This is a genomic window from Microvirga sp. 17 mud 1-3, assembly GCF_003151255.1.
Classification (GTDB): domain Bacteria; phylum Pseudomonadota; class Alphaproteobacteria; order Rhizobiales; family Beijerinckiaceae; genus Microvirga.
Window position 1 is genome coordinate 385075 of the sequence record NZ_CP029481.1, and the last position, 13559, is coordinate 398633.

At 68.2% G+C, this 13559-nt stretch carries 7 protein-coding genes and 1 tRNA gene; 4 read left to right on the plus strand and 4 right to left on the minus strand.

Translation table 11 applies throughout. The features are described 5' to 3' along the window. Window positions 1-31: 31 nt before the first annotated feature. The 4 genes from C4E04_RS01790 to C4E04_RS01805 all read left to right on the plus strand — a co-directional run bounded on the left by C4E04_RS01790 (window position 32) and on the right by C4E04_RS01805 (window position 5947). Window positions 32-1459 (plus strand): COG4223 family protein, encoded by a 1428-nt coding sequence (locus tag C4E04_RS01790; protein WP_109594393.1) that lies wholly within the window; start codon window positions 32-34, stop codon window positions 1457-1459. A gap of 16 nt (window positions 1460-1475) precedes the next feature. Beyond that, window positions 1476-3089: a heme biosynthesis protein HemY gene (locus C4E04_RS01795; RefSeq protein ID WP_109594396.1), complete on the plus strand. Its 1614-nt coding sequence runs from the start codon at window positions 1476-1478 to the stop codon at window positions 3087-3089. A gap of 100 nt (window positions 3090-3189) precedes the next feature. Beyond that, a tRNA-Thr gene (locus C4E04_RS01800) sits at window positions 3190-3265 on the plus strand. 210 nt (window positions 3266-3475) lie between these two features. Further along, complete coding sequence (locus tag C4E04_RS01805; RefSeq protein ID WP_109594398.1) at window positions 3476-5947, plus strand: GGDEF and EAL domain-containing protein; 2472 nt, start codon at window positions 3476-3478, stop codon at window positions 5945-5947. Here C4E04_RS01805 and C4E04_RS01810 read toward each other — a convergent pair. The 4 genes from C4E04_RS01810 to C4E04_RS01825 form a co-directional block, all read right to left on the minus strand. Continuing rightward, entirely contained in the window at window positions 5942-6832 is an 891-nt protein-coding gene (locus C4E04_RS01810) for a cation diffusion facilitator family transporter (RefSeq protein ID WP_109594400.1), read from the minus strand. The genes C4E04_RS01805 and C4E04_RS01810 overlap by 6 nt on opposite strands. Window positions 6833-6967: 135 nt before the next feature. Next, window positions 6968-8902: a CHASE2 domain-containing protein gene (locus C4E04_RS01815; protein ID WP_174219244.1), complete on the minus strand. Its 1935-nt coding sequence runs from the start codon at window positions 8900-8902 to the stop codon at window positions 6968-6970. 46 nt (window positions 8903-8948) lie between these two features. Further along, a complete protein-coding gene (locus C4E04_RS01820; RefSeq protein ID WP_162559236.1) occupies window positions 8949-12584 on the minus strand; it encodes a tetratricopeptide repeat protein in 3636 nt (1211 codons plus the stop codon). Between the two features lie 235 nt (window positions 12585-12819). Continuing rightward, window positions 12820-13209: a response regulator gene (locus C4E04_RS01825; RefSeq protein ID WP_245416203.1), complete on the minus strand. Its 390-nt coding sequence runs from the start codon at window positions 13207-13209 to the stop codon at window positions 12820-12822. Window positions 13210-13559 lie beyond the last annotated feature (350 nt).

The following is a 13559-nucleotide window of genomic DNA, read 5'->3' on the forward strand; positions in this document are numbered from 1 at the left end:
GCTTGCCTCATTTGTTTATCAAGAGTGACCCGTGACCGATTCCTTTGACTCCCAGTCCCCGAAATCCTCCCGCAGGAAGCCCCGGCGCGAGCCCGCGACCATCGATCTCGAAGCGAAGGTCGTCGATGACGGCCGCCCGGGCGAGCCGTCGGAGGGCGAGACCGAGCGGCTGGTGAGCGAGGCCATGGCCGAGACCGAGGCTCCCCTCGAGTCCGGAAGCGCCGCCGATTCGATCGCCGCAGGAGCCGGGGACCCTCAATCCGTGAATCCCCCGCCTGAAGATCCTCAGCCCGAAAGTCCTCAGCCCGAGAATCCTCAACCTGAGCATCTTCATCCCGAAAGCCCTCGGACCGAGGCCGCTGGTTTCGGCGACCGGGGGAGCGAGCCTCCGCCGCCTCCCGAGCCTCAGCCGTCGCGGCAGATGCCGCTGGCCGCTCTCCTCGGGGCCGGCGTGGTCGGCGGGCTCGTGGGTGCGGGCCTCGTCTACGGGTTGACCCGGCAAGAAGCCCCCACCGGGCAGGACGACCAGCGCCTGGCGCAGCTCGAGCAGCGCGTGTCGGCGCTCGGCCAGCCCTCCACGGCCACGCAGGGGCTGGAGAACCGTCTCAAGGCCCTCGAAGAGGCGCGCTCCGCTTTCGACGGCCGGCTCAAGGCGGCCGAGACCGCCGCCCAGCAGGCCGAGGCCCGCGCAGGCGAGGCCCTGAACCGGCCCGCTCCCGAGGCTGCCGCCCCGCAGGACGAGGGAGCCGTGAAGGACCTCACGGACCGGCTCGCGGCCCTGGAGGGGCAGATGCAGGCTCAGGCGCAGGCTGCCCAGCAGGCAGGCCGCTCCGCCGAGGCCTCGCAGCAGGCGATCGAATCCCTGAACGGGCGGCTGGAGGAGAGCGACAGGCGGCTTGCGGAGCTTGCCCAGCAGGTCGGGCATGGACCCGATGCGGCGACGCTCGCGGGAATCCGTCTGTCGCTCGCATCCCGCCTCGGCGATGCCCTGCGGCGGGGCGCTCCCTATGCGGAGGCGCTGTCGGCGCTCGAACGGCTGTCGAAGGATCCGGGGCGGCTCGCCCCTCTGCGCCCCTATGCCCAGGAGGGCGCGCCGACCGCCGCGGAACTCGCGAAGAGCTTCGAGCCCGTGCGCACCGCGATCCTGCGGGATGACCGGGGCAGCGGAAACGGAAGCTGGAGCGACCGGCTCTGGCGCATGGCGGACCGGGTCGTCACCATCCGGCCGGTCGGCGAGGCGGACGGCACGGGCGTGCCGGCGGTGCTCGCCCGAATCGACCGGGCCCTCGGCCGCGGGAACATGGCGGAGGCCGCTGCCGCCTGGCAGAGCCTGCCGGAACCGTCCCGGCGCCTGTCCGAGGATTGGGGGCGCAGCGTAAAGGCCGTGTCCGAGGCCGAGGCGGCCGTTCAGGCCGAGGCGAACGACGCCCTTTCGGCCCTTCCCCAGACGCAGCAATAAGGATCAGGCCAGCATCATGTGGCGCGCTCTCGTCTTCATCGGTCTTCTCTGCGTCGCAGCCTTCGGGGCTGTGTGGCTGGCGGACAGGCCCGGCACGGTCCTCGTCACCTTCGGCGGGTACGAGATGCGGACCTCGGTGGCGGTCGCGGCCGTGGCCCTCGCGGGCATCGGTCTCGGCCTTGCCCTGCTCTGGGCCGGGGTCACGACCATCCTGCGCCTTCCGTCGCGCCTCACCTTCGCGTCCCGCGCCCGGCGTCGGGCACGGGGCTATCAGGCCGTGTCCCGCGGCATGGTGGCCGTGGGCGCGGGCGATCCCATCGCGGCCCGCCGCTATGCCGGGGAGGCCGAAAGGCTGCTCGGCCGCGAGCCCCTGACGCTTCTGCTCAAGGCCCAGGCGGCGCAGGTCTCCGGAAACCGCTCGGCCGCCGAGGCGGCCTTCACGCAGATGATGGAGGAGGATGAGACCCGGGTGCTCGGCCTGCGTGGTCTCTTCGTGGAAGCGCGCCGGCGCGGCGATGCCCCGGCTGCCCACGAATATGCCGCCGAGGCCGTCCGCCTTGCGCCCGCCGCCACCTGGGCGAGCGACGCGATCCTGGAGGCGCGCTGCGCCGGGCGCGACTGGCGCGGAGCCCTGGAGGCGGTAGAACGCCGCGCCTCCCTCGGCCTCGTCGACAAGGCGACCGCCAAGCGCCACCGGGCCGTGCTGCTGACTGCCGATGCCCTCGACCGGGTCGAGCACGACCGGGAAGGAGCGCTGCGCAGCGCCCAGGACGCCCTGCGGCTTTCCCCCACGCTCATCCCGGCCGCGGCCCTTGCCGGAAAGCTCCTGTCCGACAGGGGCGACCTGCGCCGGGCCGCCAAGGTGGTGGAGGCCGCATGGCGTCAGCAGCCCCATCCGGACCTTGCCGAGGTTTATCTCAACCTGCGACCGGGCGATTCCGCCCTCGACCGACTGAAGCGCGCCGAGACCCTCCAGCGGCTGTCCCAGAGCGCTCCCGAGGGCAGGCTCGCGGTGGCTCGCTCCGCCCTCGAAGCACGCGAGTTCGAGCGGGCCCGGACGGCCCTGGAGCCGCTCCTGGCGGAGCGTCCCACCATGCGGGTCTGCCTACTCATGTCTGACCTGGAGCAGGCCGAGCACGGCTCGACCGGACGCGGGCGGGAATGGCTTGCCCGCGCGACCCGCGCCCCGCGGGATCCCGCCTGGATAGCCGACGGTATCGTGGCCGATCGCTGGGCACCGATCTCCCCCGTGACGGGCCGCCTCGACGCCTTCGTCTGGGCCGCCCCTCCGGATGTGCTGGTAGCCCCCGAGATCGCCCTGAGCGACGACGTGACGGCTGATCTCGACGACACGCAGAAGGCCCTGCCGCTGCCCGAGGAACAGGAGGCCACGCCTGGGCCCGAGACGGGCATCGCCGAAATCGCCGAGCCCGCGGAGGCCATGTCCCCGGTCATGTCCGAAGGGGAGCAGCCCACGCCCAAGCCACCCATGCCGGAGCCACCCATGCCCAAGCCGCCCGCGGCCAAGCCCGAGCCCGAGCCGGTGGTGTTCCCAGCCACCCCGCCTGACGTGCCCCGGCCGCAGGACGAGGCGGCTCCCGCCCGCCGCAGCGTCTTTTCCCTCTGGTAGGGCGGACCGCAAAACTCAATCGCTAATCCTCCCGGCAAGCCCTTGCCAAGCGCAGGCCGGGAGGGTATGAGGCACCCCACTCCGGTCGAACGACCGCGTCGCCGCAATAGCTCAGCTGGTAGAGCACCTCATTCGTAATGAGGGGGTCGGGGGTTCGAATCCCTCTTGCGGCACCATTTCCCCGACAATCCGTTTCCAGGCCGATATCGACCCATCTCGCGCGGGGGCTGCGGACCCGCCGATCATGCCGCGCGTCGTCGGTCGGGAACTTTCCGGGGCGGGAAGATGGAAAGCAGGCTCCGTTACGTCATCTTCTCTGGCCAGAGCCTTCGCATCCTGTAATCTCCAGGTTCCTGCCGGTCGAGCGTGAAGAAGTACGAAAAACGGTGTCGCAGCTTCTCGGAATATCCATCCTCAACAATGTCCCGGCATTGATGGGGTATATCGATCGTCATGAACGCTATCTGTTCACCAACAATACCTACAAGGAATGGTACGGCGTCGACCCGTCCGAGGTGCAGGGGCGGACGATCCTGGAGATCGTCGGCGAGGTGAATTATGCGGTCCTCAAGCCCTATATCGATCGGGTTCTGGCCGGCGAGCCGATCATCTACGAACAATCCCTGACGACCCTCACGGGGCCCCGCTACGTTCAGGGCAGCTATTCTCCGGACCGGGCGGAGGACGGCACCATTCGGGGCTTCTTCGTTCTCGTCCTGGACATCAGCCAGAGGCGTGCCCTTGAGCTGCAGCTCAAGGAAAGCGAGATGCGCTTTTCCGGCGCCTTCCAGTCCTCGGGCATCGGCATGACCATCGTCAGCCCGGAAGGCCGCTATCTCCAGGTCAACCGGACCTATTGCGACATGCTGGGCTACACGGCCGAGGAGCTTTCCGCCCTCTCGTTCCCGGCCATCACCCATCCCGATGACCTCGCGGAGGATTACGGCTCCATCAAGGAGATGCTGGCCGGCACGAAGCTCGGGCACACCATGGAGAAGCGCTACATCCATAAGCAGGGCCATGAGGTCCACGCGATCATCAGCTCGTCGCTGGTGCGTGACGCGCAGGGGACGCCGCTCTACTTCGTGACGCAGGTCCAGAACATCACCGACCGAAAGATCGCCGAGGAGCGGCTCTTCCGGGAGCACGAGCTGTCCCAGGTGACCCTGCGCTCCATCGGCGACGGGGTTATCACGACGGACGTGAAGGGGCGCGTCACCTCGCTCAACCCGGTCGCCGAGGCGATGACCGGGTGGACGTCCGACGAGGCTCTCGGCCATCCGCTTCATGAAGTCTTCCGGGTCGTCGCCTCAGGGGAGGCGAGCCGCGACGTGGAGGACGGGACGCTCATCCCCGGCGACCCGGTCTGGCTCGGGCGCAATACGCTCCTCAAGCGGCGCGACGGGACCACCATTCCGGTCGAGGAGACCGCTGCGCCGATCCGCGACCGGCGCGGCGCCGTCGTGGGCGGCGTGCTGGTGATCCATGACGTCACCGAGCACCGGGCGCTCACGTCCCGTTTGGCCTTTCTCGCCCACCACGATGCGCTCACGGGGCTGCCGAACCGCAGCCTGTTCCGAATTCGGCTCGACCAGGCGATCGCGCGGTCCCGGAAAGCGGGTGGCGGGGCCGTGGCCGTCCTGTTCGGAGATCTCGACCGTCTCAAGCTCGTCAACGATACGCTCGGGCACGGCATGGGCGACCGGATTCTCGAAGAGGTCGCCAAGCGCCTTCGCGCCTGCGTGCGGGAAGGCGATCTCGTCAGCCGCTGGGCGGGCGACGAGTTCGGCATTCTCCTGCCCAGCGTGGCGGATGCGACGGCTGCGGCCGCCATCGCGGAGCGGGTCATCGCGTCTATCGGCGAGACCTTCCACCTGGAGGGCGTGAGCCAGCCGATCCATGTGGGAATCAGCCTCGGGGTGAGCCTCTACCCCCATGATGGGCACGACAGCGACACCCTGATGCAGGCGGCCGACGTGGCGCTCTACGAGGTCAAGGCCAGCGGCAAGGGAAGCTATCGGTTCTTCTCCCGGTCCATGCACGAGCAGGTCCGCGAGCGGACCGATATGGAGGCCATTCTGCGGCAGGCCGTCAGGGCGGATGCCTTCGCGCTGCATTACCAGCCGCGCATCGACCTTTCATCCCACCGAGTCGTTGCGGTCGAGGCTCTCGTGCGGCTTCAGGGCTCGGGCGTCCTGATCCCTCCGTCCCGTTTCATCCGAATCGCGGAGGAAACAGGCCTGATCGTCCCCATCGGACGGTGGGTGGTCGAGCAGGTCTGCCGCCAGCTTCGGCACTGGTGCTCGATCGGGCTCAGGGGCGTTCGTGTGTCGCTCAACGTCTCGCCCGTGCAGGTCCGGCGGCACGATTTCTACACGGTGCTGCGGGCCCTGACGGCGCAATACGGAATCCATCCGTCCCAGGTCGAGCTCGAGATTACGGAAAGCACCCTCGTCGAGCCGGAGCCCGGGATCACGGCCGGCCTGAACTTGCTCAAGGAGGCCGGGTTCTCCATGGCGCTCGACGATTTCGGGACCGGCTATTCGAGCTTCTCGTATCTGAACCGGCTGCCGATCGACACCCTGAAGATCGACCGGTCGTTCATCCACGAGATCGGTTCCCCGCAGGGTGCCGTGGTCGTGGAGGCGATCCTCGCGCTCGGACGGGCCCTCGGCAAGCGCATGGTCGCCGAGGGAGTCGAGACGGACGAGCAGGTGGAATGGCTGAAGGCCCGGGGCTGCGACGAGGCGCAGGGCTTCCTCTTCTGCCCTCCCGTCGCGGCGCAGGACCTGCTTCCCGCCCTGGAGGCGGGCGGCCTCCTCAAGGACGAAAGCGAGCGGCGCTTCTGGCGTTCATGACAGCACCACGATGCCGGCGTGCTTCGCCTTTTCGTCGGGCTCCACGTGGATCGTGATGAGGGCGTGGCTGACCTCCGCTTTCAGCGCACGCTCGATCCGGTCGCAGATATCGTGCGCGTCGGTGACGCTCATGGCTCCCGGAACCACCAGGTGGAAATCGATGAAGATGACCCGGCCCGCATGGCGGGTGCGCAGGTCGTGCGCTTCGATGGCGCCCTCCGCATTGACGGCGATGACCTCCCGCACCCGGGCCAGCGTTTCCTCCGGCACCGCCTGGTCCATCAAGCCGCCGATGCTCTCCTTCATGAGGCCCCAGCCCGACCAGAGGATGTTGACGGCCACCAGGGCCGCCATGGCGGGATCGAGCCATTGCCAGCCGGTCAGCGGAACGAGCAGGAGGCCTGCCAGGACACCCACGGAGGTGTAGACGTCGGTCAGGAGATGATGCCCGTCCGCCGCCAGGGCGGGGGAGCGCATCCGGCGCCCGTTCTTGATCAGGATCCAGGACCATACGGCATTGACGAAGGTCGCGAGGGCGTTCACGCCCAGCCCCGTGAGCGGCATGTCGAGCACTCGCGGGCGCATGAGGCCCGAATAGGCCTCGTGCAGGATCATCAGGGCCGCGACGATGATGAGGACCCCCTCCAGCACCGCGGAGAAATACTCGGCCTTATGGTGGCCGTAAGGGTGGTTCTTGTCCGCCGGCTGGGCGCTGAACCGCACGGCCATCAGGGCCGCCACGGCCGTCACCATGTTGATGGTGCTCTCCAGGGCGTCCGAATAGAGCGCGATACTGCCGGTCAGGTAATAGGCGGCGAATTTCAGGGCGAACACGATGGCGCCGATGAAAATGCTGCCAATGGCAAGTTTTTGGATCTTGTCCATCGCGTCACGGTCTCGAGGTCAGGAGGGCAGGGGGACGTTATAGGGGGCTCTGCGGCGGACGCAAGCCATTGTTTCCCTTTGCAAATCGCTTGCAAGAGCGTGTCTTGTCCGTTCCCGGCGCGAACGCGCGCAATCTCACGAGACGACGGAGAGCCGCTGCCGGATGCGCCCGTAATAGGTTTTTAAAGCCGGCATCAGGGCCTCGCAGGCCTCCGCCAGGGCGAGGGCCTCTGCGGAGCGGCCGGCCCGCATCTCGCTCAGCAGGAGAGCGTGCCGCTCCAAGAACTCGGCAAGGGCCGGGTTCGGGCTGCCGCTCAGGGGCGCCACGACGGTGAAGATGGCTGAGGCTTCCGCGCGTCCCCGCACGGCGATCCGGTCGAGCTCGATCAGCGCGTAGCGGTCCCGGACAGCCTCCGCCGTGGCAGGGCCGAGAATCAGCGAGACGCCGTATTCCTTCGACAGGCTTTCCAGCCGCGAGGCCAGGTTCACAGTGTCGCCGAGCACCGAATAATCGTAGCGCCAGCGGGAGCCCACATTGCCGACGACGCAGTCGCCCGTGTTGATGCCGACCCCGATGGCGAAGGACGGTGCGCCCTCGCCCTCCTCGTCCCGCAGGGTTGCGTTCAGCCGGCCGACCGCCTCCAGCATGCGCATGGCCGCGCTCACCGCCCGCGCGGGATGGTCGGGGCTCGGCAGCGGCGCGTTCCAGAAGGCCATCACGCAGTCGCCCATGTACTTGTCGATGGTGCCCTTCTCGGTCAGCACCGCCTCCGAGAGCGGATCGAGCAGCCGGTTGATCAGCCCGGTCAGCCGCTCGGGCTCGTCCTTGAGGCGCTCGGACAGGGTCGTGAAGCCGCGCACGTCGCAGAACAGGACCGAAAGGTTGCGGCGCTCGCCGCCGAGCTTGAGCGCGGAAGGATTGCGGGCGAGCTGCGCCACGAGATCCGGCGAGAGATAGCGCGAAAAGGCCTCCGATACCGCATGGCGCAGCTGCCGCTCGCGGGCATAATCGAGCCCGAAGCGCGCGCCGAAGACCCCGAGCGCCGCCGCAACCGGAAGGGCAGGCGGCGCCCAGACCCGGCCGAAGCGCAGCAGTGCCCAGGCGCCCGCCAAGAGGAGCGCGAGGGTGAGGGCCGCGACCGCGATGGTTCGGGCGGACATGCCGTTGCGGCACAAAAGGGCCGCCAGCACGGCCGCCGCCAGGACGAGCCCCGCCATGGCGGGGCGCGAGACCGGGACCGCGTAGAGCCCGTGCCGCAGGTTGTCGAGGATCGTCGCCTGGACCTCGACCCCGGCCGTCAGGCTCTGGCTGAGCAGGGTATAGGGCGTCGCGAAGGCGTCGGGTGCGCCGCTATCCGCCGATGTGGCGGCCTTCAGGCTCAGGCCGATAAAGACGATCTTGTCCTTGAAGCGCCCGGGCGGAAGGAAGGCCTGCGGGTCGAGCGCCTGGTAATACGAGACGGTCGGATAGGTCCGCGGCGGGCCGAAATACTGGATCAACGCTCCCTCGGGCGGAGGAGGGGCCTTCTGCCCGGCCAGGCGCAGGGCCTCTGCGGCGAAACCGTCCTCCAGGTGAGGCAGGCGGCGCAGATAGGCGTCCCCGTCCAGATCCACGGACGTGACGCCCGGATGGGCGCCCGCATCGAGGAACGGGTCGATGGGATTGACCCGCGTCGTCTGCGTCCCCTGTTCGAGGGGCGTCGTCACATCATCTGCGGCAAGGATCACGTCGGGCCCGACGGAGGCGGCGAGGCGGCCATCGGCTTCCTCCGAGGAGGGCTCGGCGAAAATGATGTCGAGGGCGATGACCTTCGCGCCCGCTTCCCTGAGCTTCTCGATCAGACGGGCATGCAGGTCCCGCGGCCAGGGCCAGCGCTGGCCGATCTCCGAGAAGGACGGTTCGTCGATCGCCACGATGACGACCCCCGGCTCCTGCGGAAGCGGCGGCGCCAGGGTCGAGAACAGGTCGTAGAGACGGTCTTCGACAAGCCGGAACGGCGAAAAGAACGAGAACGGCACCAGCAGGGCCGCGACGATGAGCGCGATGGCGTAGTGACGCCAGCTTGCCATCGCCCCGGGGCCATCCTGCTCCGCCGGAGCCGCTCCCGTGCTCACCCTAGAAGCGCGCCTTCATGGTTGCCGCGAAGGTCCGGCCGAGCCCGGGCACGCCGGGCGCGATCTCGTAGTCGCGATCCAGCATGTTGACGACCGTGAAGCCGACGAGGAGCCTGCGGTCCGGCGTTTCCCAAGTGATCGACGCATCGGTCGTCCAGTAATCGTCCAGCCGCGTCCCGGCCAGATTGCCCGTGCGGTCGCCCACGAAGGTCTCCGCCAGGGTCAGCTTCAGCCGGCTCGGATGAACGAAGGTGATTCCGGCCCGGGCGAAATGCCCGGCCACGAAGGGCACGTCGAGCCCCGGAGCTTCCTCCGAGCGAACATCGGTGTTGGTCACGCCCACGGTACCGAACACGCCCATGCCGTAGCCGAGCCAGAGATTGGCGGTCGCCGCGAGGCGCTCGATACGTGCCTTGCCGACCGACAGGGAGTCGAAGGTATTCGACAGAGGCAGGTCGAGCTGGCGCACGTCCTGGCGCTGGTATTCGACCGCCGTGAAGATATGGGGCGTCCATTCCGCGTCCCAGCGCAGGGCCAGGGTGTTCATCCGTCCGCCGAGCGCGAGCGGCAGGGCGTTGGGCACGAGCCCGACCGTGGAGATGGGAGAGAGCGTGAAGGCGAGCGGCAGGATGCCGTCCTGGCGGTAGGCGGCGCGCAGCCAGTGCCCCTCCACAGGCGAAACCGCGATGCCGAGGCGTGGCGACACGGAGGTGTCGGAGCGCTCGGTGCCCAGATCCGCGAAGGAGCGCTGCACGCCCGCTTGCGCCTCGAACCGGTCGGAGGGGCGCCAGAACAGGTCCGCATAGAGCCGGTTGGCCTTGAAGTCCGCATCGTTGCGGTTGCCCGTGTCGGTCGAGATGGGCTCATCCGCGAGCGGGCTGGAGACCACGGCGCGCCCGAAGGCGCCCGCGAAGCTGCGCCCGAACTGGCCCTCGTATCCGTAGCGGAGGGTGAGGTCCCCGAAGGCCACGGAATGGTTGACGGCCGCGACGACGCCTTCCGTCCGGGCGCTGGTCCATTGCCGCTCGGCCAGAATGAGGAAGGGTACGTCGGCGTTGAGCGATTCCGAGATGCGCCGGTCGATGCCGCGATTGGCGTAGACCGCCGCCGTGAGCACGTTCCGGTCCGCGAAGCTGTGGCTCCAGCCGGCGCCGGCCTGCATGGAGGTCAGTTCCTGATCGGCCGCGTAATAGCGCGTCGGCCGGTCGATGCGCAGGAGCGGCGGCTCGACCTTCACGGCCGATCCGAAGATCAGGAAGCGGTCAGCCGCCGAGGGCGCCATGCCGATGAACAGGGACGCGTTGTCGGCTGCCTCCTTGTCGATCGTCTCGCGGGCGTCAATCTGCGTCCGCCCGGCCGAGAGGTAGAACGAGGTCGGCAGCGGCAGGTTGGAGAAGCCCTGGACGGTGCCGCTCGCTCCCCATCCGACCCGGTTGTCCCTGACGAACAGATTGCCTTCGAGTTCCGTGTCCACGAAGGGGCGGCGCAGAAGATCCTGGCGGCGGACCCGGCCCGAGACCGCAAGAGGATCGAAGAACAGGCCCTGGACCGAGAGGTTGAAGGCCGTCAGGTCCGAATCGTCGCTCAGGATCGAGGAAATCTGCGGACGCGTTGTCAGGAACGTGGGACGCCGCGCGACCGCCTGGTCGAAATAGCTCGACGCCGTGAAGGGATCGAAGACCCTGTCTCCGTAGAAGCGGGCCCATTCGTTCAGGTCGAGAAAGCGATAGGCCTGGGCCGGGTAGGAGCCGGCCTGACGGTTCACCGCGAGGCCTGCGAAGTCGCCGCCCCTCTGCCGGAACCGGCGTACGGCCTCGCGGGCGGCGAGGATCGCCTCGTCGGCCTTGTACTGGTCGAGCGCGATGGCCGTGCGTGCGATGGACACGACGGGATCGTTCGGGTCGAGTCGATCCGCGTTGTCCAGGGCCTGGAGCGCGAGCGTGTCGTCGCCGTTCTGGTAATACGCGATGGCGGTGGCGAGGAGCCCCTGCGAATAGGCCGGATTGGCGGTCGATCCCGCAAGGATCGCCTCGATGCCCTTCGCGGTCTCGCCGGTCTGCAGCAGGTAGCGCCCGAGGGCGATGTAGCCGGTGCTGAAGCTCGGATCGAGGGCGAGCGCCTTGTCGATAAGCGCCCGCGCCTCCTCGACCCGGCTCTGGTCGAGGAGCAGGATCGCGAGATTGGCATAGGCGACCGGGTTGTCCGGATCCGCCGCGATGGCGCGGCGCAGGGCCTCCTCGGCCGCCAGGGGAGCGTCCCGGGTCGATTCGAACAGGCCGATGGTGTTCCAGAGGTCGGAATGGCCGGGCGCGATGGCGGCCGCCTTGCGCAGCTCGCCGACGGCGGCCTTGTATTCTCCGTCGATGTCGCCGCGGATGCTGCTGTCCGCGACGATCACGTCCGGATCGTCCGGGTCGATGGCCTTGGCCCTGGCGATGGAGGTCCGCATTTCCTCCCGCCGGTTGAGCGCGAAGGCGATGCGCGCAGCCGCGACGGCGATGCGGGTATCGTTGGGAAAGCGCTTCTCGGCGGCTCGAACCACCTCGGCAGCGGCGGCCAGGTCCTGCTTGAACGCGACCACGTAGGCGTGGGCAAGGGCCGCGACAGGATCGTTCCCGGCTGCACGCGGCTCCGCATAGGCCTTTTTCGGATTGGCAAGCGAGAGGGAGATGTAGCGGCCGAAGGATGCGATGGTCCGGCGCTTGGGGTCGAGACCCCGCTCCGCCCGGCTGAAGGAGCCGGCCGCATCCTGCCAGCGCCGCTGGAGGCTGGCGAGAACGCCTTCCACCAGATCGGCGCGGGCGCGCTGAGACGCACTCAGGCCGCGGCTGCGAGCTTCCGCCAGCGCCTGCTCGGCGACCGTGCGCCCGTCGAGATAGAGGGCGATCTCGGCCAGGCTGAGCCAGTCCTCCGCCCGGCGGGCCTGGGGCGGCACGGCCTCGATGCGCGCCCGCTCGGCGCGCAGGGCCGGGCCGGTGAGGTTGGAGGTGGGCAGGGACGTGAACGCATCGCGCAGCGTCATGTAGAACAGCATCTGCTCGCGATCGTCGGAATTGACGAGGATGTACTTGGTCGGCGCCTGGCCGATCGACGCCACCGCGCCTTCACCTTGCCGGACCGTGACCGAACCCTGGGCGTTGCTCAGCTCCACCACGCCTTCAAGCACCACCAGGGCGGTCTTGCCCGATCCGTCCACGGACAGGGACCAGTCCGTGCCGCGGATCGCCGCCACGGCGGCCGGGGTCTTCACGTTCACGCCCGTTCCGCCGCGCGCGGCGCGCGCCCAGACGGTGCCGGACTGGAGGCTGAGTTCGGTCGTGCCGCTCGTGGCGCTCGCGACCTCGTTGACCGTGAGGGTCGAGTTACGGCCGACGCGGATCTGGGTCTGGTCGGCGAACAGGATCGCGAGGTTGCCGATGCCGTTGGTGCGCAGCACGTCCCCGGCGACCACGTCCTGCCGGACCTCGGCGGCGCGCCACAGATCCTCGCGCACGAAGCGCAGCTCCTCGCCCCCCTTCGCGGCAACGATGGATCCGGCCACCGGCGTGGGGCGCGGCACGGGCGTTTGGGCCGAGGTGCCCGTAAGGCAGAGCGCAAGCACGCTCGTCGCGGTGAGGAAACGGAGACAGGATTTCATCGACATTCGCGGAACAGAGTTACATATATCCGGGGATAAGGCAAAGCTTACTCTGGGATAACATAACTGGAAAGCGAATAACGTGTATCTTGGCCGTGTTTTCCCGCACATCCTAAACGCGGGCAGGTGGTGCACGGACATGGCTCGACTTGGCCATCACACCGTTCATCTATGGTCGAGACTACTTCCTATGCCCCGCGCATCGCATTCTAGCGGGCAGGAGAGGCGCAATGTTTCAGGCGATCGCGCCGCGGGCGAGCAGGAGCTTCTGCTTGAGATCGTTCTGCGCGAAGGGTTTTTGCAGGACAGGGCGATCCCGGAAAGCATCGCGGATGCCGGCGCTGCCGTATCCGGTCGAGAAAACGAAGGGGATCGAGCGTTGCGCAAGGGCCTCCGCTACCGGATAGATCGGCTCCCCGGCCACGTTCACGTCGAGAATGGCGATGTCGACCTGTTCCCGGGCCACCACATCGAGGGCAGCCGACAGGCGGGCCGCCGGGCCGATGACCTCGCAGCCGAAATCGAGCAGCATATCTTCCAGCAGCAGGGAGATCGCGGCCTCGTCCTCAACGACCAGGATACGCAGGCCGCTCAGGTCGCCACTGCTCGTCAGACTTTCGGTCACAGCATCACTTTCTTTAACAGGGTGACGCCTCTGCAAAGCATTGGCGCCGGAACGAAACCTCGGGAAGCATTCCGAGAATCGGTTACATGTAGCACCTTCCTGCCCAGTCCCAAATATGCTTCCGGCGCATGGATCCGATCCCCCCGCCACGGGCCGCAGCCGGAAAGCCCGATCCATTGCAGCAAGCTTGGCATTATGGCTGATAGTGAGGGTGGATCCCCTTGCTTTTCAAGCCTTTTCTTGCGGGTTCGCGCCATGGTGCGGTCAAGCTCAAGGCAAGCATTTTGCCGCAAGGGTCCGGCCTGTGACACAATAACCCGGGCCGCCCCGGCCCTTCCGTTTAGGCCACC